Raw genomic sequence first — 22927 nt, 5'->3', positions numbered from 1 at the left:
CGGATGGAATCTTCCCGCAGGGCTTTTCCTTTGGCGTGTTCTGCGGTGTTGCCTTTTCTTTTTTTGCAGCGGATTCCCCGCCCCGTTTGTGTATGGGGCAGAGCGGGCCGCGAGCCCGCCAAACGGAAAGGATGATTCTGATGAAGAAACTGCACAGCCGGGGGCTGGCCCTGCTCACCGCCGCCGCCCTGTCCCTGTCCGCCCTGGGCACCGCCGCCGGAGCCGCGGGGGAGGGGGCCCTGCCCCTCACCGTCAACGGCGCGGAGACCGGCATCACCGTCACGGAGGAGAACGGCGGCTATATCGTCCCCCTCCGGGCCCTGGCGGAGTATCTGGGCTATACCGTGGCATGGCACGGGGAGGACAGCACCGTCACCCTGGACAGCGGCTCCATGCACGCCACGGTGACCTTGGGGGTGAACCGCTACCAGGCCGTCACCAGCCTGGAGGGCATGGTGGGCATGACGGCCCCCTTCTCCCTGGCCGCCGCCCCCTACGCCGTGGACGGCACCACCTATGTGCCCCTGGAGCTCTTTGTGGTGCTCATGGGCAACCCGGCGGACGCGGTTACCGCCGATGACGGCGCGGTGGAGCTGACGGCGGAGGCCGCGGGCAGCGGCGCCCAGATCCCCAGCCCCTGGGCGGAGTACGGCTCCCTCTCCGGGCTGGAGCAGGCCGCCGGGTTCCCCGTGTCCCTGCCCGTCCTTCCGGAGGGGGTTGAGGCCGTCCTGTATCAAGCCATCCCCGGCCAGCTGGCGGAGGTGCGCTTCTCCGGCGGCGTGGACACCCTGATCTACCGGGCGGGCCCCGGCACGGAGGATATGAGCGGGGATTACAACGTCTATCCCGCCGTACAGACGGTGGAGGAGGGCGGCGTATCCGTCACCTGCAAGGGGGACGGGGACACCGTGTCCCTGGCCCTGTGGAGCCGGGACGGGTACAGCTTCTCCCTCGCCTCGGAGCGGGGGCTGGATATGGCCGCCGTGAGGGCCGCCGTCTCCGGCACGCTGTAAGGCAAGGGGCCCGGCGCTCTGCCGGGCCCCTCTGGGTCAATAGGTATGGGTGCAGATCTCCCTGATCTTGGCCTGGAGGATCTTCAAATCCTCAAAGGTCTCCGGCCGCTTGCGGGGATCCCGCAGCAGGGCGGAGGGGTGGTACATGGCCATCATCCACACCCCGGCCTTCTCCAGCCACTGGCCGTGCTCCCGGGTGATCTTGAAGTCCTCCCGGATCAGCTTCATGGCGGCGATGCGCCCCAGGCACACGATGATCTTGGGCCTGAGCAGGGCCACCTGGTTGCGCAGGTAGCCGATGCAGGCGTCCTGCTCGATGTTCAGCGGATCCCGGTTCTGGGGCGGGCGGCACTTGACCATGTTGCCGATGAATACCTTGTCCCGCTTCAGGTCGATCATGGCCAGCATGTCGTCCAGAAACTGGCCCGCCCGGCCCACAAAGGGGCGGCCGGTGAGATCCTCCTGCTCCCCGGGGCCCTCCCCGATGAACATGACCTCCGCGTCCCGGGGCCCCTCCCCGAACACCACGTTGTGCCGCGTCTCCGCCAGGCCGCACTTCTGACAGCTCATACACGCCTCATAGAGGGCGTCCCAATCCATCATATGGTTTCACCTCAGTTGATTTGCTCATTTCTGACATTGTACCACAGGAATGGCCGGGATACAACTTGTGAAAATTTGTGGTTGACATTTTTGCAGGAAGCGGTTATACTACATGCAACAAAAGCGATGAGAACGACCGCCGCCCGTGAGGGCCGCCAGAGAATCCGGGTCACCGACTGAGAGCCCGGTTCGGCAGGATGGGATGGCGCAACACGTTTGAGCCGGCGCTCTGAGCCCTGATGTCAGGGGGTAGGGGCGCACGTCCGCCCGCGTTAGGGGCTGTGAGCGGCCGCGCCAAGGAGGGCGCGGCAATCACCGGGTGGTACCGCGGAGTTTTTCCGTCCCGAAGCTGCATGCAGCTTCGGGACTTTTTTTATTCTTTTTCATCGAAAGGTTGTGAACGGCATGGAATTTCTGACCAGTCAAACGCGCGCGACGGAGGGGGCCCGGAATAACCAGGCCGTCACCCTTCACGGGGCGGTTCACGCCCTGCGGGATCTGGGCGGGGTCACCTTCCTGACCCTGCGCACCAGAGAGGGATTGATCCAGTGTGTATGCACCGGCCGGGAGGCCCTGGACGGGGCCACCGAGGAGTGCACCGTCACAGTCACCGGCGTGCTGCGGGCAGAGCCCCGGGCCCCCGGCGGGGTGGAGCTGTCCGAGGCGAGGATCACGGTGCTCACCCGGCCCGCCGCGCCCCCGCCGGTGCCCCTGGCCAAGAAGAAGCTGGACCTGAACCTGGACACCGAGCTGTCCCTGCGGCCGGTGGTGCTCCGCGCCCCCAGGGAGCGGGCGGTGTTCCGCATCCAGGCCGCCGTCTGCCGGGCCTTCCGGGAGTATCTGGACAAGGAGGGCTTCACCGAGATCCACACCCCCAAGATCGTCCACGCCGGGGCGGAGGGGGGCGCCAACATCTTCCGCCTGGACTACTTTGGCAAAAAGGCCTTCCTGGCCCAGTCCCCCCAGTTCTACAAGCAGACCATGGTGGGGGTGTTCGAGCGGGTGTACGAGGTGGCCCCGGTGTTCCGGGCGGAGAAGCACGCCACCCAGCGGCACCTCAACGAGTACACCTCCCTGGATTTCGAGATGGGCTATATCGACTCCTTTGCCGACGTGATGGAGATGGAGCAGGGCTTCCTCCAGTACCTGATGGAGCTGCTCCGCACGGAGTACGCCGCCGAGCTGGCCCTGCTGGGGGTGGAGCTGCCCGACGTGACGTGCATCCCCGCCGTCCGCTTCGACGAGGTCAAGCGGCTGGCCGCCGAGAAGTACGGCTACCAGATCCGGGACCCCTACGACCTGGAGCCGGAGGAGGAGCACCACATCGGCCGGTATGCCAAGGAGGAGTGGGGCAGCGACTTCGTGTTCGTCACCCACTACCCCAGCAGGAAGCGGCCCTTCTACGCCATGGACGACCCGGCCGATCCCAGGTTCACCCTGTCCTTCGATTTGCTGTTCCGGGGGCTGGAGGTCACCACCGGCGGCCAGCGCATCCACGACTACGCCCAGCAGGTGGCCAAGATGGAGGATCGTGGCATGGATCCGGCGGAGTTCGAGAGCTATCTCATGATCCACAAGCACGGCATGCCTCCCCACGGCGGCCTGGGCATCGGCCTGGAGCGGCTGACCATGCAGCTGTGCGGGCTGGATAACGTACGCAAGGCGTGTTTGTTCCCGAGAGACCGCACCCGGCTGGAACCATGAGAACGCGGGCGAACACAGTTCGCCCCTGCGGAAGGATAACGGAAGGAGAAAACGATTCCCGTGAAAATTACCGAAGAACTGGTGGACTATGTGTCCGAGCTGTCCCGGCTGAAGCTGCCGGAGGGAGAGAAGGCCGCCATGGCGGCGGAGCTGGAGAAGATCGTGGACTATATGGACGTACTCAGCGGGCTGGACACCACCGGCGTGGAGCCGCTGAGCCACGTGTTCCCCGTGAAGAACGTGCTGCGGGCCGACGAGGTGCAGCCCTCCTGTGACCGGGACGCCCTGCTCTCCGGGGCCCCGGCCTCCGACGGGGAGGCCTTCCTGGTGCCCAGGGCTGTGGAGTGAGGTGAGGACGATGGAACTGCATGAACTTTCTGCCCTGGAGCTGGGAGAACAGCTCCGCGCCGGGGCCGTGACCCAGGCCGAGGCCATCGCCGCCTCTGCCGCCCGGCTCGCCGCCGCCCAGCCGGACAACAACGCCTTTGTCACCGTGGCGGATGCCCCCGCCCCGGCCGCCGCCCTGGACGCATCCCCCCTGGCGGGGGTGCCCATGGCCTACAAGGACAACATCTGCACCAGGGGGGTGCGCACCACCTGCGCCTCCAAAATCCTGGAGGACTTCGCCCCCTGCTATGATGCCACCGTGGCGGAGCGTCTGAGCGCCGCCGGGGCGGTGTCCATGGGCAAGCTGAACATGGACGAGTTCGCCATGGGCTCCACCTCTGAGACCTCCATCTATGGCCCGGTGCGCAACCCCTGGGATCTGACCCGGGTCCCCGGCGGCTCCTCCGGCGGGGCCGCCGCCGCCGTGGCGGCCGGGGAGGTGTGGTACGCCATCGGCTCCGACACCGGCGGCTCCATCCGGCAGCCCGCCGCCTACTGCGGCGTCACCGGCATGAAGCCCACCTACGGCACCGTGTCCCGGTACGGGCTGATCGCCTACGCCTCCTCCCTGGACCAGATGGGCCCCATCGCCCGCTCCGCCGCCGACTGCGCCGCGGTGCTGGATCTGATCCAGGGCAAGGACCCCCGGGACGGCACCAGCCTGGACGCCCCCGCCGGGCGCCTGCTGTCCTCTCTCACCGGCGACGTGCGGGGGAAACGCATCGGCCTGCCGGTGGACTGCTTCGGGGAGGGGCTGGAGCCCGAAATCCGCGCCGCCGTCCTGGCCGCCGCCGACGTGCTGAAGGCCCGGGGGGCCGTGGTGGAGGAGTTCGCCCTCCCCGTCATGGAGTACGTGGTGCCCGCCTACTATATCATCGCCTGCGCCGAGGCGTCCTCCAACCTGTCCCGGTTCGACGGGGTGAAGTACGGCTGGCGGGCCGAGGGCTACGAGGATCTGGGGGAGCTCTACCGCAAGACCCGCACCGAGGGCTTCGGCTCTGAGGTGAAGCGCCGGATCCTGCTGGGCACCTTCGTGCTGTCCTCCGGCTACTACGACGCCTACTACAAAAAGGCCCTCCAGGTGAAGGCAGTTATTAAGCAGGCCTTTGACGAGGCCTTTCAGAAGTACGACCTGCTGCTCACCCCGGTGTCCCCCACCACCGCCCCAAAGCTGGGGGAGAGTCTCAGCGACCCGCTGAAGATGTACCTGAGCGACATCTACACCGTCTCCGTCAACCTGGCGGGCCTGCCCGGGCTGTCCATGCCCTGCGGCTTCGACTCCAACGGCCTGCCCATCGGGGCCCAGCTCATCGGCCCCGCCCTGGGGGATCTGGCGGTGCTGGACGCCGCCCACGCCTACCAGCAGGAGACCGACTGGCACAGACGGCGGCCGGGCGGACAGACGGCCCGTAGGGGCGACCTGCGGTCGCCCGCTGATCTGACAGGAGGTGACGCCCAATGACCTGGGAGACCATCATCGGCCTGGAGACCCACGTGGAGCTGGCCACCAAGACCAAGATTTTCTGTTCCTGCACCACCGAGTTCGGCGGCGCGCCCAACACCCACTGCTGTCCGGTGTGTACCGGCATGCCGGGCACCCTGCCGGTGCTCAACCAGCAGGTGGTGAAGCTGGCCGTCAAGGCGGGCCTGGCCCTGAACTGTGAGATCACCCGGTCCAGCAGGTTCGACCGGAAGAACTACTTCTACCCCGACCTGCCCAAGGCGTACCAGATCTCCCAGCTCTACGCCCCCATCGCCCGCGACGGCGCGGTGGACATCGGGGAGGGCAAGATCATCCGCATCCACGAGATGCACATGGAGGAGGACGCGGGCAAGCTGGTTCACGACCCCTGGCTGGATCAGACCCGCGCGGACTACAACCGCTGCGGCGTGCCCCTCATCGAGATCGTCACCGAGCCCGACTTCCGCTCCGCCGACGAGGTGATCGCCTACCTGGAGAAGCTGAAGGAGACCCTGCAGTACCTGGGCGTGTCCGACTGCAAGATGCAGGAGGGCTCCCTCCGGTGCGACGTGAACCTGTCGGTGCGGCCCATGGGCTCCCGGGAGCTGGGCACCCGCACCGAGATGAAGAACCTGAACTCCTTCAAGGCCATCTCCCGGGCCATCCAGTACGAGGCCCGGCGGCAGATCGAGCTCATCGAAGAGGGCAAGCGGGTGGTGCAGGAGACCCGGCGGTGGGACGAGAACAAGGACGCCACCTACGCCATGCGCTCCAAGGAAAATGCCCAGGACTACCGCTACTTCCCCGAGCCGGACATCCCGCCCCTGGAGCTGAGCGAGGAGTATCTGGAGCGCCTGCGGGCCGAACAGCCCGAGCTGGCCGAGGCCAAGCGGGCCCGCTACCAGGCGGATTGGGGTCTGCCTGTTTACGACACGGAGATGATCACCTCCCAGAAGGCCCTGGCCGGCTTCTTCGAGGCGGTGGTGGCCCTGGGGGCCGAGCCCAAGCAGGCCGCCAACTGGATCATGGGGGAGGTGCTGGGGGCCCTCTCCGTCCACGGCCTGGAGGCCAGGGACATGAAGCTGACGCCCCCCACCCTGGCCCGGCTGATCCAGCTGGTGAAGGAGGGCAAGCTGAACCGCAACACCGCTGTCAAGGTGTTCGAGGCTATTTTCGAGACCGACGGCGACGTGGATACCTATGTAAAGGAGCACGGCCTGGAGCAGGTGTCCGACGCCGGTCTGGTGTCCAGGGTGGTGGACGAGGTTCTGGCCGCCAACGAGAAATCGGTGGCCGACTACCGAGCGGGCAAGGAGAAGGCCTTCGGCTTCCTGGTGGGCCAGGTCATGCGCCAGCTCAAGGGCCAGGCGTCCCCGGCGGTGGTGAACCAGGTGCTGCGGGAGAGGCTGACAGAGGAATGAGCCGGACACAGACCGGGCAGCCATAGGACCCCGGGAGGGCAGAACGCGCGTGTAAAAAAGAAACCGGCAGACAACAGACAGATGAAGGCGCGGGCCGGTCAATCAGACCGGCCCGCGCGTGATTGTCGGTTCTAGGAGAAGTCTGTGCGGGAGTACAGTACCTGCCCGCCCTGGAGCAGCTCCAGCTTCTCCAACTCCGGACTCCCATCCAGCAGGAGGTGGAAGGACTGGCCCGCGTAGGCCTCCAGCCTGCACCGCGCCGTCTGCCCGCCGCCGTAGGTGAGCCGGACGGTGCAGGCCGTCGATTCCCTGATCTGGCCGAACAGCAGGGTGCTGCCCCGGGTTTTCAGCACGGCGGCGGAGAGGGGCTCCGCCCCCGGCGGCGGGCACTCCGCCTGCTGGAGCTCCCCCCAGCCCGCGTCCCCGCGCACCAGATAGCTGGCCCGGAGGCTCCCGTCCTCCCCGGCCCGGGACAGGACGACATAGCCGCCCGCCTCAGCCGGGAAGATCGTCTCAACCGTACGGCCGGGATTTGCCGCCTCGAAGTCCGCCAGGGGATCATTGGACAGGGGGCCGAAGCCGGCGTTTCTCACGCAGTCCTGCCCTGCCGCGCTCAGCATGAACGCCGCCAGGCGGCGGGCCGGGGAGTCCTCCGGCTCGTCGGCCCGGAACACCACATAGTTATAGCCCGCCAGCGGATAGCTGCCGTCGGCGATGGTCTCGTCGGAGGGGAGCACCCCGTCCACCGCCAGCAGCTTCAGCTCCCCGCCGCCGTTCACGTCCCCCAGCAGCCAGTAGCTGTTGACATAGTAGTAATAGACGCTGTAGCCCATGGCGTAGGCGGGCGGGTCGGTGCGCAGGGCCTGGGCCACGTCGGTGAGGGCGGAGGACATGGCGTAGGAGGTGAGGACGTTGTGCACGTCCGGGCTCAGGGACAGCTTCCCTCCCTCCAGGAAATACTGCTCCATCAGGGCGTGGGAGCCGCTGTCCGCGTTGCGGCGGTAGGGCAGCAGCTCCGCGTCCGGGCCGCCCACCTGGTTCCAGTTGGCATACTTCCCGTAGACGTAGATGTCCTGGATCTGCTGCTGGCTCAGCCCGTCGATGGCGTTCTCCGCGTTGGTGAAGAACACCATGGCGTCGTAGGCGATGGGAATGCATGTCAGCTCCACCCCGGCCGCCTCCGCCCGGGCTTTCAGCTCCTCCGAGGGCAGGGTGGCGGCAAAGAGGAAGTCTACCTCGCCGCTGATGAGCCGCTCATAGGACTCATGGCTCTTGGAGTGGCTCTCCGGGAACTGGGGGTGGTTCCGGTAGTTGTCAAAGAGGGCCCCGTACACCGCCGTGGTGTAGGGATAGGTGGAGGTGGAGCCGTCCACCTCCGGCATCTCCCGGTCAAAGCCCCAGTCGATGGCCGCCTGGGAGGGATACCAGGGCAGCAGGACCCGGGCGTTATCCAGGAAGGTGATCACCTCGCCCCGGGTGGCCGGTTTGTCCCACTCCGCCAGGCGCTCCGTCACCGGCTCCCCATAGTTCGGATCGGTCTCGCCGGTGGGCCGCCAGGTGACAATGCTCAGACCCTGCCCGTCAAAGGCCTGGTAGGCCCCCAGGGCCCAGCCGGGGATCTCCCCAGCGTCGGCCAGGCCCATTGCGCCGGCGCTCCCGGTCTCGGGGATGGTGAGCCAGCCCACATACTCCATGGCCCGGGCCAGCATGACGGTGAACTCCCCCCGGGTCACGGTCCGGCCGGGGTTGAAGCGGGTGTCCGCCGCGGCGATCCCCGCCGCCCGGGCGGCGGAGGCCGTCTCATAGTACCAGTCGCCCGGGGACACGTCGGCATAGCCCGGATCGCCGCCGGGCTCTAAGGACAGCAGGCGGCAGATCAGGGCAAAGGCCTCCGCCCGGGTGAGCGCCGCATCGGGGTTCAGATTGCCCGTCTGGTCCCCCTGAATGACCCCCCGGAGGTACAGTTCCTCGGTGCCGCCGGGTTCGTCGTAGTATGCATGTCCCTGCCACACGGTGGTGCAGTCGGGGAAGTGGTGCTCCTCCCCTTGGAAGGCCTCCAGGGGCCGGTTCGCGTCCTCCGCCGGGACGGTGGCAAAGAGGAAGCCCCTCTGGTAGTCGCTGGTGAGGGGAACCGGCTCCCCGGTGTCGGCGTACCGCACCGCCAGCCATTGCCGCTCCGACCAGTCCAGCTCCTCCCCCTGGGGGCAGGGAAGCCGGATGGTCACATAGCTTCCGTCCCCCTCGGTCCGGGTCCACAGGGCCTCTTCCCCCTCCGCCGCCGCGGCGGCGGGGCACAGCAGCGCTAGGCACAGCGCCAGCGTCAGCAGCCGTTTCATCGGTTCACACGCCCTTTCCCTGTAGTTCTGCCTTCATTTTATACCTGTCGTTATCGCTCGGGCAAGTTACAGTGCGGCAACAAGGGATTCCAAATCATAACAAACGGCTCCGGAAGCAGGCTTCCGGAGCCGTTTTGTGCTGTGCCGCCTATACCTGGGCCAGGGCCTGCTCCACATCCTCCAGGATGTCGTTGACGTCCTCAATGCCCACGGACAGGCGCACCAGGTCGGGGGAGACGCCTGCGGCGCGGAGCTCCTCGTCGGTCATCTGTCGGTGGGTGGTGGTGGCGGGGTGGAGCACGCAGGTCTTGGCGTCGGCCACGTGGGTGGCAATGGAGGCCAGGCGCAGCCCCGCCATGAACCTGGAGGCCCCCTCCCGGCCGCCCTTCACGCCGAAGGACACCACGCCGCAGGTGCCGTGGGGCAGGTACTTCCGGGCCCGGTCGTAATAGGGGTCACCCTCCAGCCCGGGATAGCGCACCCAGGACACCTTAGGATGGTTTTTCAGAAATTGGGCCACGGCCAGGGCGTTTTCGCAGTGCTTTGCCATGCGCAGGGGCAGGGTCTCCAGCCCGATGTTCAGATAGTAGCAGTTCTGGGGGGCGGGGATGGCTCCCAGATCCCGCATGAGCTGGGCGGTGGCCTTGGTGATATAGGCCCCCTCCAGGCCGAATCGCTCGGTGTAGGTGACGCCGTGGTAGCTCTCGTCCGGGGTGGTCAGGCCGGGGAACTTGTCGGCGTGGGCGTTCCAGTCAAATTTGCCGGAGTCCACGATGGCGCCGCCCACGGCGTTGGCGTGGCCGTCCATGTACTTGGTGGTGGAGTGGGTGACGATGTCCGCCCCCCATTCGAAGGGCCGGCAGTTCACCGGGGTGGCGAAGGTGTTGTCCACAATCAGGGGCACACCGTGGGCATGGGCGGCCCTGGCGAACTTCTCGATGTCCAGCACGGTGAGGGCGGGGTTGGCGATGGTCTCCCCGAACACCGCCCGGGTCTCGGGCCGGAAGGCGGCCTCCAGCTCCGCCTCCGAGCAGTCGGGATCCACGAAGGTGAAGTCGATGCCCATCCGCTTCATGGTGACGGCGAACAAGTTGAAGGTGCCGCCGTAGATGGAGGAGGAGCACACCACGTGCTCCCCGCAGGAGACGATGTTGAAGATGGCAAAGAAGGAAGCCGCCTGCCCCGAGGAGGTGAGCATGGCCGCTGTGCCCCCCTCCAGGGCGCAGATCTTGGCGGCCACGTGGTCGTTGGTGGGATTCTGGAGGCGGGTGTAGAAGTAGCCGCTGGCCTCTAAATCGAAGAGCTTGCCCATCTCCTCGCCGGTGGCGTAGCGGAAGGTGGTGGACTGGACGATGGGGATGTTGCGGGGCTCCCCGCTGCCGGGGGTATAGCCGGCGTGGAGGCACTGGGTGCTGATGCGGTGGCTCATGGGCAGGACTTCCTTTCTCTTTGGGTATGCTCAATATCCTACATCCTCACTATGGATGTGTCAAGGGGTCTGGTCCGGGGCGGCCAGGGAGTCGTCGGGGGAGAGGGGCTGGCCCAGGGCGTCCCCCTCCACCAGCAGCTGCACCTGCTCCACCCCATCCACCCCCGCCAGGGTGTTCACCAGGGCGTACACCGCCAGCCGGGCCTGGCCGCTGTCGGCGGGCAGGCCGTCCAGAAAGGCCTGGGACAGATCCACTGTGCACAGGCCGTCCTCCAGGGTCACGGAGCGCACCTCCGCCCCCTGGGGCAGGGCGGCTTCCAGCTCCTGACCGGAAGGGCCGTCTGCCCAGCTGGTGAGCACATCCTGGAGCAGGGTGTCCCCGGCGGCCAGCTCCCGGGTCTCGGCGGCCAGGCCGGTGCCGTCGGCGCGGGGATACCAGAAGAGGAGGGCGACCGAGGCGGGGGCGTCCATGCCGTCGGAGAGGAACAGCTCCTCCGGGGTCAGGGCCTGGACGGGGCGGTAGGGGATCTCCCGGCCCTCCACGGTGACGTACACCGCGTCCACCCCCTCCACCTGGCAGAGGGTGAGGGTGAGGCAGGCGTCCGCCACGGTGAGATTCACTCCTGACAGGCCGCCGTACTGCTCGGACAGATCCAGGTGGAGCACCCCATCCTCCAGCTCCCAGCCCAGCAGGCGCACCCCGTCGGGGAAGGGGGAGGTCAGGTCGGGGGAGTCCGGCCCGTCCAGCAGGGCAGCCACCAGATCGGGTATGGGCTCCTTCGGCGGGGCGGAGCCGTAGGGCTCGCTGGCCAGGGCCTGCTGGGCATAGCGATCCTCCAGCGCGGAGTAATACACCTGATAGCCGTCCTCCGCCTCCTCCGGCGGGGCGGAGCACCCCGCCGCCAGGAGCAGCAGCCCCGCCAGGGCCGCGATTCGGATGCGATTCACCGCTGCGTCCCTCCCTTCTCCGCCAGACGGGGGAAGACCACCTCAAAGCAGGTGCCCTCCGGCTCCCGCCGCCGGGCCGTCACCGTGCCGCCGTAGCGGCGCACCGTGTCCCACACGATGGACAGGCCCAGACCGGTGCCGCCGGCGGCCCGGGAGCGGGCCTTGTCCACCCGGTAGAAGCGGTCGAAGATCTTGGGCAGATCCTCCTCCGGAATGCCCACGCCGGTGTCCTCCACCCGCAGGCGCACCTGGCGGGCGTCCCCCTGGAGGGTGACATAGACCTTCCCGCCGGGCAGGTTGTACTTCACCGCGTTCTCCATCAGGTTGAAGGCGATCTGGTACAGCTCGTCCTCCGTGGCCGCGATCAGGCAGCCGGGCTGGAGGCGCAGCTCCAGCTCCACCTCCACCGCCCGGGCCAGGGGGGTGAGCATGTGCTCCACCCGCTCCACCACCGCCCCCACGTCCACGGGGACGGCGGCCGCCGCCGGGGCGGTGTCCAGCCGGGTGAGGGTGAGCAGCTTCTCGGTGATGCGGGTGAGGCGCTCGGCCTCGTCCCCGATGTCGGTGAGGAATTCCCGGGCGGTCTCGCTGTCCATGTGGTCGGCCTGGAGAATGGAGTCGGTGAGCAGCCGGATGGAGGCCAGGGGGGTCTTGAGCTCGTGGGAGGCATCGGAGACAAAGCGGCGGCGCACCTCCTCGGTGGTCTGGAGGCGGCCGGTGAGCTCATTGAACTCGTCGGCCAGGCGGCTGAGCTCATCCCCGCCGCCCATGGATACCCGGTGGCTGTACTCGCCCTCCCGCACGGTGCGGATGGCCCCCAGCAGCAGGGCGATGCGCCGGGTGAGGGCCTTGGCAAACACCACGCCCATCACCAGGGTCACCAGGCAGATGACCAGGGAGATGAAGCGCAGGTTGGTCTGGATGCCCTGGAGCATGGCGCCCTGCTCGGCATCGTACTCGTAGAGATACACCGCTCCCTGGGTCATGGAGCGGTAGGTGACCGGCACCGCCGCCCGGCTGTGGAATACGCCGTCGGCGTAGTCGGAGCGGAACACGTCGTTGCCCTGCAGGGCGGTGACCAGCTCCCAGAACAGGGCGTACTGGCCCGTGGTGTCGGTGCGGGCCGTGCCCTCCTGAAAATCGCAGAGCACCAGGCCGTTGGGATCGGTGACCACGATCCGCGTCACGCCCAGGGAGCCCAGCAGCAGCTCCACCGTCCGGGCGGCGCCCTCGGCGGTGAGGGCCTCCGGCCCGGTGGCCAGGGCGGAGGCCAGCACGGCGGCCTGGTTCTGCATGGAGGTCTCCTTGGAGCGGTAGGCCAGATCCTGGGACACCATCACCGGATAGGTGTTGAGCAGGATCAGCACCGCCGCCACGATGAGAATATAGGTCATGGCGAACTTGGTCTGGAGGGAGCGCCAAAAGGGCACCTTTTTGGATTGCGGCAAGAAAACACCCCCTGGGGCAGTGAAGAGTGGACAGTGAACAGTGGGGGGTCAGTTTCCTTTCAGGTAGTAGCCCACGCCCCACTTGGTGAGGATATACTGGGGGTTGGCGGGATCCAGCTCCAGCTTCTCCCGCAGGCGGCGGATGTGCACGTCCACCGTGCGGTAGTCCCCGGCGTACTCGTATCCCCACACCACGTTGAGCAGGTTCTCCCGGGAGTACACCCGGCCGGGGTTGCGCAGCAGCAGCTCCATCAGATCGAACTCCTTGGCGGTGAGCTCCACGCTCTGGCCGTCCTTCCACGCCGCCCGGGCGTCCGCGTCCAGGGTGATGTGGCCCATGGTCAGCTTGCCGCCGCCCCCCTTCTGCTGGGCGGCCATGCCCGCCCGGCGGAGCAGGGCACGCACCCGGGCCTTCAGCTCCAGAATGTTGAAGGGCTTGGTGATATAGTCGTCCGCCCCGCACTCGAAGCCGATGATCTTGTCCGTGTCCTCGCTGCGGGCGGTGAGCATGATGATGGGCACGTTGGAGAACTCTCGGATGCGCATGCAGGCCTGCAGCCCGTCGATCTTGGGCATCATCAGATCCAGGATGATCAGGTCGAAATTGCCGCTGCGGGCCAGCTCCACGGCCTCCTCGCCGTCATAGCCAGTCTCCACCTGGTAGCCCTCGCTCTCCAGATTGAACTTGATGCCCTTGACCAGCACCTTTTCGTCGTCCACGACCAGTATTTTCACGGTTTGCCTCCTATTCCACGGTTACATAGTCGATCAGGCCCGCCAGGATCCCCTCGCCGATGCCGGGCACGTCGGTGAGCTGCTCCACCATGCGGAAGGGGCCGTTGGCCTGCCGGTAGGCGATGATGTCCGCCGCCCGGGTCTCCCCGATGCCGGGGAGGGTCATCAGGGTCTCGGCGTCGGCGGTGTTGATGTTCACCGGAGCGGCCGGGGCATCGCTCTCCGCCGCCTCTGGAGTGGGGGAGGGCAGGACGATGGGGGTCTCCTGCACCAGGGTGCGCTCCACCTCCACCCGCACGGGCTGGGGGCTGGCCTGCCCCCGGAGGAACCAGCCCGCCGCAAAGGCGGCGGCCGCCACGGCCAGCACGATAGCCAGCCACTCCACTCTGGAAATCTTCACAATTCACCACCGCCTTTCCCGTTGCGTCCCGGGATCCGGTTTGCTATAATAGAAACAGACGCCGCGGCCCTGCCGCGGGCACTTTCTGACATTATATCATAGATCACGGGAGTTTCCTATGAAAAAATCACGACTGCTTTCCGCCCTGCTGCTCCTGGCCCTGCTGGCCGGCCTGCTGACCACCGGGGCCTCCGCCGAGGAGGCCGCGGAGCCGGCCGACGGCGGCAGCGGCAGCGCCATCCTGGACGCCATGGACGTGGACGCCACCGCCGCCATCCTGGTGGATCCCGACTCGGGGGAGATCCTCTACGAGAAGAACGCCCATGAAAAGCGCTATCCCGCCTCCATCACCAAGGTGATGACCTGCCTGCTCACCCTGGAGGCAGTGGATCGGGGAGAGCTGAGCCTGGAGCAGGTGGTCACCGCCAGTGAGAACATCTACACCGGCATCGGGGAAAACGCCTCCACCGCCGACATCAAGGTGGGGGAGCAGGTGCGCATCATCGACCTGCTCTATGCCGCCCTGATCCCCTCGGCCAACGAGGCGTGCAACATCATGGCCGAGGCGGTGAGCGGCGACGTGGCCTCCTTTGTGGAGCTGATGAACCAGCGGGCCGGGGAGCTGGGCATGGAGGGCACCCACTTCGCCAACGCCCACGGCTACCACGACGACAACCACTACACCACCGCCTACGACATCTATCTGATGTGCAGGGAGGCCATGACCCATGAGACCTTCCGCACCATCGTGGGCTCCCTGAACTACACCATGCCCGCCACCAACATGCACGCCGAGCCCCGCATCGTCCGCTCCACCAACGCCCTGATCTCCAATTTCCGCATCCTCGGCTATCTCTACGAGTACGCCACCGGCATCAAGACCGGCTCCACGCCGGAGGCGGGCTACTGCCTGGCCGCCTCCGCCACCAAGAACGACCGGAACCTGATTTCCGTGGTGATGGGGTGCGAGCGGGTGCCCGGCTCCACCGGCAGCCAGGGCCACACCTATTTCAGCGAGACCATCCGCCTGTTTGACTGGGGCTTTGACAATTTCTCCACCCAGACCATGCTGGACAGCAGCAAGCGGGACATCCCGGAGGTGGAGGTGAGCCTGGGGAAGCAGCCCAGCGTCACCCTCATGCCGGAGGGGGAGATCTCCGCCCTGCTGCCCAACGACGTGTCGGAGGAGAACTTTACCTACCAGTACACCATCGACTCCCCCGTGGTGGAGGCCCCGGTGGAGGCCGGGCAGGAGCTGGGCCGCATCACCGTGTCCTTCAACGGGCAGGAGTACGGCATCCTCCCCCTGGTGGCCACCTCCTCGGTGGAGCGGGACAATTTCCTCTACTACCTGGACCGGGTGCAGAAGTTCTTTGACAACCTGCTGGTGCGTATCCTGCTGGTGGTCATTCTGGCGGTGCTGGTTATCCTCATCGTCCGCCACATGCTCTGGGGCGGGCGGAAGGGCGGCCGCAGAAGCTATGCCTACAGCGGCCGGGGCCGCTATACCGGCAGCCGTCGCCGCCGCCGCTGAGACAGCACTACATAAAAGGGTCCCTCCGCGCCGCAGGCGCGGAGGGACCCTTTGTGTCTACAGCAGCTCAATGCCCAGCAGGGGCATCAGCTCCGCCGCCTGGGCGGGGTTGAGCTTCATCCCCCGCAGCTCCCGCAGGCTCTCGGACACGGTGAGGCCGCCGATGGAGCAGTCGGAGAGATCCAGGCCGGACAGGCTGGTGCGGAAAAAGTCCGCCCCCTGGAAGTCCACCCGGCGGGGGAGCAGGCCGGACACGTCCGCCTGGGCCAGCACCGCCCCGCCCAGGCGGCAGTCCTCCAGCCTGGTATTCCGCCAGCGGGTCTGGCTGAAATTGGCGCAGCGGAAGGAGCTGTCCGTCAGCGTGCAGTCCCGCCAGCGGCTGCCGGTGAACTGCCCGCCGTCCCCCTTGCAGCCGTCCACCGACACCTGCCGCCACACGCTGCCCCCGAAGCGGCAGTTGGAGAAGTCGCAGCCCTGCCAGGCCGCCTGCTCGAACACCGCGCCGCTGAAATCGCAGTCCACGAACCGGCACTTGCGCAGCGTGCACCGCCGCAGCTCCAGCCCGGCGCAGTCCAGTCCGGTGAGCACCTCGCCGGACGCCTCCAGCGCCTCCAGCTCCCGTTCCTCCCGCAGGGCCAGGATGATTTCCGCCTCCAGCATGGCACCGCCCCCTACATCAGAAGAAGGGAGAGCAGCACTGTGACGATGCCGCACACGCCGATGGCCAGGCCGCTCATGGCCCCCTCGGTCTCGCCCAGCTCCAGGGCACGGGAGGTGCCCACCGCGTGAGAGCAGGCTCCGATGGCCAGCCCGGCGGCCAGGGGTTCCCTGACCCGGAACAGCTTGATGAGCAGCGGGGCGGTGATGGAGCCGAAGATGCCGGTGAGCACCACCGCCACCACGGTGATGGAGCCGATGCCGCCGTGGGCCTCGGACACGCTGATGGCGATGGGGGTGGTGACCGACTTGGGCAGCAGGGAGGCGGTCATGGCCTCGTCCAGGCCGAACAGGCGGCAGAGCAGGAGAACGCTGCCCATGGATACCACGGAGCCCACCGTGCACCCCACCAGAATGGGCAGCCAGTTGCGCCGCAGCAGGGGGAGCTTGCCGTAGATTGCCACGGCCAGGCAGGCGGTGGCGGGGGAGAGGAACAGGCTGATGAATTCCGCGCCCTGGTCGTAGGCCTCATAGGGGATGCGGAAGAGGAGCAGCACACCGATGGTCAGCACCACCCCGATGAGCAGGGGATTGCAGACCACCAGGCCGGTCTTTTTCTGAATGCGCACCCCCACCCAGAAGGTAAAGATGCTCAGGGCGACGCCGAAGAAGGGGGAGTAGAACAGCTCAGACACGGTTTTTCCTCCTCTCCAGCAGGCGCAGGGTGAGGCGGATGCTCCAGGCCGTGGCGGCGAAGGTGACCACCGTGGTCACCAGGCAGATGACCACCAGGGCGACGGCGGAGGAGCGCAGCAGGTCAAAGTAGTTCATGATGCTGACGCCGGCGGGCAGGAAAAAGAACGCCATATTGGCCAGCAGGAAATCGGCCTTCTCCTGGATGTGCTCCACCCTCAGCAGGCCGGAGGCCAGCAGGAGCAGCAGCAGGATCATGCCGATGACGCTGGCCGGAAAGGGGAAGGGCAGCGCGGCCTCGATGAGCTGGCTGACCCAGCACACGGCGAAGACCACGCCGATCTGACAGATGATTTTCATGGGTGCGCCTCCTGGTTTGCAAGCAGATAACCCCAAAATTGTACTCCTCGGGCCATCCGCCTGTCAACCGCGGGCCGGACTCTTTCCCCTGTCGATCTCTCCAAAATTTGGCCCGGCGGCAGGCCGTTTTTCCGCAGGGGGGAAAGGGGGGCGGATGAACAGTTGATGAACAGTTCCTTACGAAAGGCAGAAGATTCTGGAGAAAGCTGAAAGCCTTTCTTACAGAGCCGTGAAACCGCGCCAACTCCCCTTGCCCTGCCCGGAGATTCGTGCTATCTTGTGTCCACCACTTGAAAAGGAGGCGTTTCTCATGCAGCACCGCAAACTGTTTCTTGCCGCGGCGGGTGCGGCCCTGGCCATCGCCCTGACCGCCTGCTCCGGCACAGACGCGCCCGCCGGCACCCCTGCCGGCACGGCATCCGCACCCCAGGAATCCGCCGTGGTGGAGACCCAGACCCCCGCGCCGGAGGCGGAGAGCCACACCCTCCAGGCCACCCTCAATTCTGTGGATACGGGCCTGGACTTCCTGGTGGCGGTGGACGAGAATGGAAATTACTGCCGCTTCAATCTGGGCGGCGTGGACGCCGACGGCCTGGAGCCCGGCGACAGCATCCAGATCACCTATACCGGGACGCTGTCTGACGGCGAGGGAGAGCCCACCGCCACCATCACCGCCCTAGAAAAGACATCCTGAACAGATACTGATGAAGCAAGACGGGGGCCGGCGCAGATGCGCCGGCCCCCGTCTTAGGCTGTCGATAAACCCTCCGGCCAAAGGATTCGGAGGGAAGGATAGTGTGAAAGGGAACCGTCAGGGTTCCCTTTCGCGTTGGATCAAACAACTTTTTGAAACTTTTTTGAAGTTTCAAAAAGTTCAGCAGCGTGTCGAAAAGACTTTTTCGACACGCTGAGACGGGGGCCGGCGCATCTGCGCCGGCCCCCGTCTGCCTATTTCTGCTTGCGCTGGAGCTGGAGCCCGTCGGCGATCATGGCGATGAACTCCGAATTGGTGGGCTTGCCCTTGGCGTTGCTCACCGTGTAGCCGAAGTATTTCTGCAGGGTCTCCAGATCGCCCCGATCCCACGCCACCTCGATGGCGTGGCGGATGGCCCGCTCCACCCGGGAGGCGGTGGTGCCGAAGCGCTTGGCCACCTCGGGATAGAGCACCTTGGTCACCGCGTTGATCACATCCATGTCGGCCACCGCGATGAGAATGGCCTCCCGCAGGTACTGGTAGCCCTTGATGTGGGCGGGCACGCCGATCTCGTGGATGATGGAGGTGACCTGGCTCTCCAGGCTCTCTCCCTCGGCGCTGTCCTCCGGAGTGCCGCCGGACGGCTGGCTCCGGGCCGCCAGCTGCCGAACGCGCTCCACCACGGCGGGGATGCGGCAGGGCTTCATCATATAGTAGTCCGCCCCGTGGGCGGCGGCCAGCTCCGCCACATTGCCCCGGGCGAAGCTGGAGAGCACCAGCAGGCGGGGCCGCTCCGGCAGGGCGGCCAGCTCGCCCAGCACCTCCAGCCCGTCCATGCTGGAGAGCACTAGATCCAGCACCACCACGTCGGGGCGCAGCTCCCCGGCCAGACGGACGGCCTCCTCGCCGTCGCCGGTCTCCGCGGCCACCTCCATGGAGCCGTCCGCCGCCAGAGCCTCCACGATCAGGCGGCGGAACTCCTCGCCGGCGTCTGCCACCAAAATCCTCGTTTTGCTATCCAATGTTGACACCCTTTCCGGCAGGTCTCCCTGCCCTATGTTTGTGCCTGGCCAAGGCTCTTTACCGGTTGGCTATAATTTACCATAATCAGACAGCAAACGCAAGGGATTTGCTGGAAATTTGTGGATATAATCGCTCGACTTCGTTCGACCTTTTTCTCCGTCCCGCGACACCGCCGGCGGCCTTCCGCCCACGTTCGACCGCCGCGCCCCCCTGTGCCCCGGGCACCCCGCCGGGCGGACTGCCCGGGAGGGATGCTTTTTGGCAACATACACGACCAATTACCAGCTGCACCAGTGGGAGGCTACAGACGACTTCCTGCGTACGGACTTCAATGAGGACTTCGCCAAGATTGACGCGGCGATCCGCTCGGCGGTGGAGACCGCTCAGGCCAAGCCGGAGGTGGTCACCGGGAGCTACACCGGCAACAACGCGGAGTACCGGGAGATCGACCTGGGGTTCCGGCCCAAGGCAGTGATCCTGTTCTGCCGGGAGTACGACTCCGTCATGGCCTACGAGGGGAGGCCCCGGCTCAGCCACACGGGAGACAAAACCATGCTTACCACCACGGACAACGGCTTTCAGGTCTATTACGGGTACTACCGCTCCGGCCTGACGGATTACGACTACCGGCCCGTCACCAACAAGAGCGGAGAGGAGTACCGCTATCTGGCGGTGAAGTAGGCAAAAAACCACCCCCGGGCCAACGGCCCGGGGGTGGAACTGTCTATGCAGTTTTCAGGGGGTGGAGAAATTACTCGACCACACGATAGGCGGCGAAGACAACATCTCCAGTGGCAATGTCAGTAAACTCCAGAACAACCACGTTGTTGTTGCTCAGAGCCTCGCCGGCAGTAGCGAAGGGGCCAACTGCCTTGATGCCGCTCCAAGCACCAGTGACATCCTGGAAGTTCCGGGAAATGGTGTCCTTATCGGCATCATCAGCGGCGGCGGCAGTGGCAAAGACCTCGTACTGCGCCCTATAGGTGCTGCAGTCGATGGTGACCATCAGATTCACACTGCTGGCCTGAGTCTCACTCAGATCCAGAACAGCGGCGTTGTCGATGGCCTTGGAAACGGTGCTGTAGGTATCGGCGCTGAGAGTGACGCGGCCGTTCACGGTGGTCTTGGAGATCACATCGCCGGTGGAAGCCTCGGGAGGTACGATCTCGTCGTCCGCGTCGGCGATGACCCAGGCGGCCTTCACGCGGTCCTTGTCATCGTAGACGATGACGGCCTGCTGGCCATCCTCGAAGGCAATGGTGTCAGCGGTGTCGGCGTCGGTGTCCACGTCGAAAGCGTTGAAGATCACGTCGGCATTGCGGTCAGCCAGCATGTTATCCCACTCGGTCTGACCCTTGAAGTTCTCGTGATAGGTCTGCACCCACTTGGCGTAGGGCACATAGACGTAGCCAAAGGCAACGCTGTAGCCGGTAGCCACATCCTCAACCCAGGTAGTCTTACCCTTATCAAGAGTCTTGCCGTCGTTCTTATTAACGGCATAGTAGGCGTTGTCGTTGTCGTTATTGCTGTCGTCGGCCTTGAAGATGCTCTCGAACTCGGTCCAGCCCTTGGAGTCGGTGGAATAGGTATAGACCATGTTCTTCACGCCGTCCAGATCCTTCAGATCATCCTCGCTCTTGAGCTGAGTGATGGTGCCGTCCTCCAGGATCACGGTGTAGATGTTGTAGTCGGTGTAGTTCCGATAGGTATCCAGAACCAGGCAGTAATCGTTGTCCTTGGCGGCGTGATACCCACCGGTCACCAGCATCACATTGGCCACACCGGTCTTGCCGTTGGGGTAGGACTCGGGGTTGTACATGACAGCGTCAACATACTTGTGGACGCCGACCTGAGTCTCGTACAGGTTCTCATAGCCGACGGACACGGCGCCGTCCTTGCCGTCCCAGTAGAAGACCACGGTCTCGTCGTCGATGCCGAAGCGGGCGGCCTTGTTGACATCGGCAGACTTGTCGGTGACCTTCTTGTCCGCATCCTTGCTGGAGTAGACATAGTTGGTGCCGTTGCCCTGGATCTCGAAGTAGGTGTCGCCCTTCTCGATATCGAGGTTCAGCTCGGCAGCCATGCCAACAGTAGTCTCATACTTATCGTGGTCATAGCCGGTCACCAGAACGTCCTTGCCAGCCACATAGGTGCGGGAGGACAGGTTCAGGTTGGGCTCGTCCAGAGTGACGACTTTGTCGTCGCTCAGAGTGTAGGTCACCAGGTAGCCAGCGGCGTTGCCGGCGGGCGCGTAGTTATCTTCCTTGTTGTAGCGGCCGTCATCGGTGCCGAAGAAGTTCTTCAGCGCCTCGTCCTCGTCCTTGCCGAACAGGTTGTTGCGGGTGGCGCTCCAGTTCACCTCGTAGGTGCCCTCGGTGCCGTCGGCCAGCAGCAGCTTCACGTCGGCGGACAGCTTCAGACCGTTGACGGAGAAGGCGGAGTCCAGGATCAGAGCGTAGTTCTTCTCGGCGGCCTCAGTCTCCTCGAAGGCGATCACGTTGTTGTAGTCGTCCAGATAGAAGATGTAGGAGGCGTCAAACTTCACGCCGGCATCGGTGTCGCACTCATCCACCAGGAATTTGGTGGCAGAGGACTTGTTGTCCAGCTCATCCTCGTAGTAGTTCTCGCCGTCCACAGTCATGTACTTGTCGGTCTTGACCTTGGTGGTGTAGTACTCCATCTCGCCGGTGACGGTCTCGGGCTTCTCCACGTAGGTGCGGCCGCCGTAGGAGACAGCCAGGACGATGTCGTCCTTCTCCACGTCCTCATAGCCCACCACGTTGGCGAAGTCCTCGGTGATCATGCCCTTGACGGTCAGGGACTCCTTCTTGGTGTTGTAGGCGGAGATCTCGGACAGGGTCTTCTGCAGGGACAGGACATAGTCCACATAGCCGTCGTTGTCGTTGTCGATGACGGTCAGGGTGGCGCCCTTCACGTTCATGACGTCCTTGGTGTCGCTGGAGTCGCGGTCCACCTCGGCGTAGTTGAGGTAGTACTCGGTGTCCTTGTCGGTGGACAGGCCGGTGCCCTTCAGCAGGGAGGCCAGAGAGCCGTCGTCGCGGGTGGTGCCGCCGGTCACCTTGTCGCCGGTGGTGACAACGTTGTTGTCCTCAGTGACCACGGGGTCGCCGTACACCACGGACTTGGACAGGATGGTGTCCTTCTTGATGTACATGGTCACGGACTTACCCAGCATATCTACGGGGGTGGAGACCTCGAAGGTGCCGGTACGGGTGTTGTCGGCGTTGTTGACCACCTGGGTATTGGTGGTGGTGGAGAAGATGCCCTCGGCATTCTCGATGCGGGTCAGGCCCTCCTTCAGAGCGGTGTCGCTGTCGTCATCCAGGATAGCCCACTCATTGGCGGTGACGACACCCTCCACGCGGATCACACCGTACTTGTCGGACAGGATGGTGCGGTGGTCGGCGTAGGTCAGGGCGTAGCCGTTGGAGTACTGCTGAATCATCTCAACGTCCAGGGCGTTGTAGATCAGCAGGGCCGCGTCGTCGCGGTTCAGGGGGGCGGTCAGATCCTTGGTGTAGTTGCGGAAGATGCCCACGGAGTCAGCCACGGAGGACACACGCAGGGCCCAATCGGTGCCCACGAAGCCCTCGATGGCGGGGTCGTAACCGATGGCCACCAACAGCATCTTCGCAGCCTCCAGCGCGGTGACGGTGGCGCTGGGGTCGAAGGTGTTGTTGCCGCGGCCGGCGATCACGCCGTTGGTGTAGCAGTAGTTAATGTGGCCCTTGGCCCAGTTGCCGTCAATGTCGGTCAGACCGGAATTGACGTTCTCGTACAGGGCGCTGTTGTCCACGCCCTTGTTCATGATGACGGAGATCATCTTCGCCATCTGCGCGCGGTCCACGTTCTCGGTGGGCGCATAGGACCCATCGGGCTTGCCCTGGATGATGTCCAGAGCAACCAGCATGGAAACCGCGTCCTTGTTGACAATCTCATCCTTGTCGGTGAGATCGTTGTAGCTCACAGCGGAAGCGCCGACGACCATCAGGCCAATGACCATGACGACGGCCAGCACCAGGCTGAGAGCCCGTTTGAGGTTTCTCATCTTGGATTTTC

General features: G+C 65.5%; 20 protein-coding genes. 8 read left to right on the top strand and 12 right to left on the bottom strand.

Translation table 11 applies throughout. From position 1 onward, the window contains the following. Nucleotides 1-140 precede the first annotated feature (140 nt). Entirely contained in the window at nucleotides 141-1013 is an 873-nt protein-coding gene (locus tag QZ378_RS06395) for a copper amine oxidase N-terminal domain-containing protein (RefSeq protein WP_291257692.1), read from the top strand. A gap of 36 nt (nucleotides 1014-1049) precedes the next feature. On the opposite strand, the gene QZ378_RS06390 is transcribed toward QZ378_RS06395, so the two are convergent. Then, nucleotides 1050-1616: a uracil-DNA glycosylase gene (locus tag QZ378_RS06390; protein ID WP_191378975.1), complete on the bottom strand. Its 567-nt coding sequence runs from the start codon at nucleotides 1614-1616 to the stop codon at nucleotides 1050-1052. A 405-nt stretch (nucleotides 1617-2021) separates the two neighbouring features. Between QZ378_RS06390 and aspS the strand changes: the two genes are divergently transcribed. The 4 genes from aspS to gatB are packed head-to-tail and all read left to right on the top strand — an operon-like array spanning nucleotide 2022 to nucleotide 6590. Then, entirely contained in the window at nucleotides 2022-3320 is a 1299-nt protein-coding gene (aspS, locus tag QZ378_RS06385) for an aspartate--tRNA(Asn) ligase (RefSeq protein ID WP_291257691.1), read from the top strand. 60 nt (nucleotides 3321-3380) lie between these two features. Beyond that, nucleotides 3381-3668 (top strand): Asp-tRNA(Asn)/Glu-tRNA(Gln) amidotransferase subunit GatC, encoded by a 288-nt coding sequence (gatC, locus tag QZ378_RS06380; protein WP_291257690.1) that lies wholly within the window; start codon nucleotides 3381-3383, stop codon nucleotides 3666-3668. Between the two features lie 10 nt (nucleotides 3669-3678). Then, complete coding sequence (gene gatA / locus QZ378_RS06375) at nucleotides 3679-5169, top strand: Asp-tRNA(Asn)/Glu-tRNA(Gln) amidotransferase subunit GatA (RefSeq protein ID WP_291257689.1); 1491 nt, start codon at nucleotides 3679-3681, stop codon at nucleotides 5167-5169. Continuing rightward, complete coding sequence (gene gatB / locus QZ378_RS06370; protein ID WP_291257688.1) at nucleotides 5166-6590, top strand: Asp-tRNA(Asn)/Glu-tRNA(Gln) amidotransferase subunit GatB; 1425 nt, start codon at nucleotides 5166-5168, stop codon at nucleotides 6588-6590. The genes gatA and gatB overlap by 4 nt, the downstream gene beginning before the upstream one ends. A 131-nt stretch (nucleotides 6591-6721) precedes the next feature. Here gatB and QZ378_RS06365 read toward each other — a convergent pair whose 3' ends face one another. The 6 genes from QZ378_RS06365 to QZ378_RS06340 all read right to left on the bottom strand — a co-directional run bounded on the left by QZ378_RS06365 (nucleotide 6722) and on the right by QZ378_RS06340 (nucleotide 13886). Continuing rightward, nucleotides 6722-8926, bottom strand: a complete 2205-nt coding sequence (locus QZ378_RS06365; RefSeq protein ID WP_291257687.1) for a substrate-binding domain-containing protein — start codon at nucleotides 8924-8926, stop codon at nucleotides 6722-6724. 148 nt (nucleotides 8927-9074) lie between these two features. Then, a complete protein-coding gene (locus QZ378_RS06360) occupies nucleotides 9075-10355 on the bottom strand; it encodes an O-acetylhomoserine aminocarboxypropyltransferase/cysteine synthase family protein (RefSeq protein ID WP_291257686.1) in 1281 nt (426 codons plus the stop codon). Nucleotides 10356-10415: 60 nt separating this feature from the next. Continuing rightward, on the bottom strand, nucleotides 10416-11303 hold the full coding sequence (locus QZ378_RS06355; protein ID WP_291257685.1) for a GerMN domain-containing protein: 888 nt from the start codon (nucleotides 11301-11303) through the stop codon (nucleotides 10416-10418). Continuing rightward, a complete protein-coding gene (locus tag QZ378_RS06350) occupies nucleotides 11300-12751 on the bottom strand; it encodes a HAMP domain-containing sensor histidine kinase (RefSeq protein ID WP_242967064.1) in 1452 nt (483 codons plus the stop codon). Before QZ378_RS06350 ends, QZ378_RS06355 begins: the two co-directional genes overlap by 4 nt. A gap of 48 nt (nucleotides 12752-12799) precedes the next feature. Beyond that, entirely contained in the window at nucleotides 12800-13486 is a 687-nt protein-coding gene (locus QZ378_RS06345) for a response regulator transcription factor (protein ID WP_291257684.1), read from the bottom strand. Nucleotides 13487-13496: 10 nt separating this feature from the next. After that, nucleotides 13497-13886 carry a ComEA family DNA-binding protein gene (locus tag QZ378_RS06340; protein WP_191380089.1) on the bottom strand — a complete coding sequence of 130 codons (390 nt, stop codon included), beginning with the start codon at nucleotides 13884-13886 and terminating at the stop codon, nucleotides 13497-13499. A gap of 118 nt (nucleotides 13887-14004) precedes the next feature. On the opposite strand from QZ378_RS06340, the gene QZ378_RS06335 reads away from it, so the two are divergent. Continuing rightward, the gene (locus QZ378_RS06335; protein ID WP_291257683.1) at nucleotides 14005-15420 is read left to right on the top strand and encodes a D-alanyl-D-alanine carboxypeptidase family protein; all 1416 of its coding nucleotides are present in this window, start codon (nucleotides 14005-14007) and stop codon (nucleotides 15418-15420) included. A 57-nt stretch (nucleotides 15421-15477) separates the two neighbouring features. On the opposite strand, the gene QZ378_RS06330 is transcribed toward QZ378_RS06335, so the two are convergent. The 3 genes from QZ378_RS06330 to QZ378_RS06320 are packed head-to-tail and all read right to left on the bottom strand — an operon-like array spanning nucleotide 15478 to nucleotide 17130. Beyond that, nucleotides 15478-16080 carry a pentapeptide repeat-containing protein gene (locus QZ378_RS06330; protein ID WP_087238493.1) on the bottom strand — a complete coding sequence of 201 codons (603 nt, stop codon included), beginning with the start codon at nucleotides 16078-16080 and terminating at the stop codon, nucleotides 15478-15480. A gap of 11 nt (nucleotides 16081-16091) precedes the next feature. After that, on the bottom strand, nucleotides 16092-16772 hold the full coding sequence (locus QZ378_RS06325) for an LrgB family protein (RefSeq protein ID WP_191380086.1): 681 nt from the start codon (nucleotides 16770-16772) through the stop codon (nucleotides 16092-16094). Continuing rightward, entirely contained in the window at nucleotides 16765-17130 is a 366-nt protein-coding gene (locus QZ378_RS06320) for a CidA/LrgA family protein (protein WP_087238497.1), read from the bottom strand. The genes QZ378_RS06325 and QZ378_RS06320 overlap by 8 nt, the downstream gene beginning before the upstream one ends. Before the next feature lie 310 nt (nucleotides 17131-17440). On the opposite strand from QZ378_RS06320, the gene QZ378_RS06315 reads away from it, so the two are divergent. Further along, complete coding sequence (locus tag QZ378_RS06315; RefSeq protein ID WP_291257682.1) at nucleotides 17441-17824, top strand: hypothetical protein; 384 nt, start codon at nucleotides 17441-17443, stop codon at nucleotides 17822-17824. 254 nt (nucleotides 17825-18078) lie between these two features. Here QZ378_RS06315 and spo0A read toward each other — a convergent pair whose 3' ends face one another. Further along, nucleotides 18079-18822 (bottom strand): sporulation transcription factor Spo0A, encoded by a 744-nt coding sequence (spo0A, locus tag QZ378_RS06310; RefSeq protein ID WP_291257681.1) that lies wholly within the window; start codon nucleotides 18820-18822, stop codon nucleotides 18079-18081. A 283-nt stretch (nucleotides 18823-19105) separates the two neighbouring features. On the opposite strand from spo0A, the gene QZ378_RS06305 reads away from it, so the two are divergent. Next, nucleotides 19106-19528: a hypothetical protein gene (locus tag QZ378_RS06305; RefSeq protein ID WP_191380083.1), complete on the top strand. Its 423-nt coding sequence runs from the start codon at nucleotides 19106-19108 to the stop codon at nucleotides 19526-19528. Nucleotides 19529-19598: 70 nt separating this feature from the next. Here QZ378_RS06305 and QZ378_RS06300 read toward each other — a convergent pair. Next, nucleotides 19599-22927 (bottom strand): S-layer homology domain-containing protein (locus QZ378_RS06300; RefSeq protein WP_291257680.1); only part of this gene is annotated, 3329 nt, incomplete at its 5' end.

The organism is Flavonifractor sp. (assembly GCF_019422385.1).
In the GTDB taxonomy this organism is placed as follows: domain Bacteria; phylum Bacillota; class Clostridia; order Oscillospirales; family Oscillospiraceae; genus Flavonifractor; species Flavonifractor avistercoris.
The sequence above is the reverse complement of the archived record's forward strand: the minus strand, read 5'-3'. Positions and strand labels throughout refer to the sequence as shown.

Bases quoted from the DNA above. Each gene is read 5' to 3' on its own strand.
- aspS (WP_291257691.1), top strand. From the start codon at position 2,022: ATGGAATTTCTGACCAGTCAAACGCGCGCGACGGAGGGGGCCCGGAAT.
- QZ378_RS06365 (WP_291257687.1), bottom strand. From the start codon at position 8,926: ATGAAACGGCTGCTGACGCTGGCGCTGTGCCTAGCGCTGCTGTGCCCC.
- QZ378_RS06335 (WP_291257683.1), top strand. From the start codon at position 14,005: ATGAAAAAATCACGACTGCTTTCCGCCCTGCTGCTCCTGGCCCTGCTG.
- QZ378_RS06320 (WP_087238497.1), bottom strand. From the start codon at position 17,130: ATGAAAATCATCTGTCAGATCGGCGTGGTCTTCGCCGTGTGCTGGGTC.
- QZ378_RS06390 (WP_191378975.1), bottom strand. From the start codon at position 1,616: ATGATGGATTGGGACGCCCTCTATGAGGCGTGTATGAGCTGTCAGAAG.
- gatB (WP_291257688.1), top strand. From the start codon at position 5,166: ATGACCTGGGAGACCATCATCGGCCTGGAGACCCACGTGGAGCTGGCC.
- gatA (WP_291257689.1), top strand. From the start codon at position 3,679: ATGGAACTGCATGAACTTTCTGCCCTGGAGCTGGGAGAACAGCTCCGC.
- QZ378_RS06315 (WP_291257682.1), top strand. From the start codon at position 17,441: ATGCAGCACCGCAAACTGTTTCTTGCCGCGGCGGGTGCGGCCCTGGCC.
- QZ378_RS06395 (WP_291257692.1), top strand. From the start codon at position 141: ATGAAGAAACTGCACAGCCGGGGGCTGGCCCTGCTCACCGCCGCCGCC.
- QZ378_RS06360 (WP_291257686.1), bottom strand. From the start codon at position 10,355: ATGAGCCACCGCATCAGCACCCAGTGCCTCCACGCCGGCTATACCCCC.
- QZ378_RS06330 (WP_087238493.1), bottom strand. From the start codon at position 16,080: ATGCTGGAGGCGGAAATCATCCTGGCCCTGCGGGAGGAACGGGAGCTG.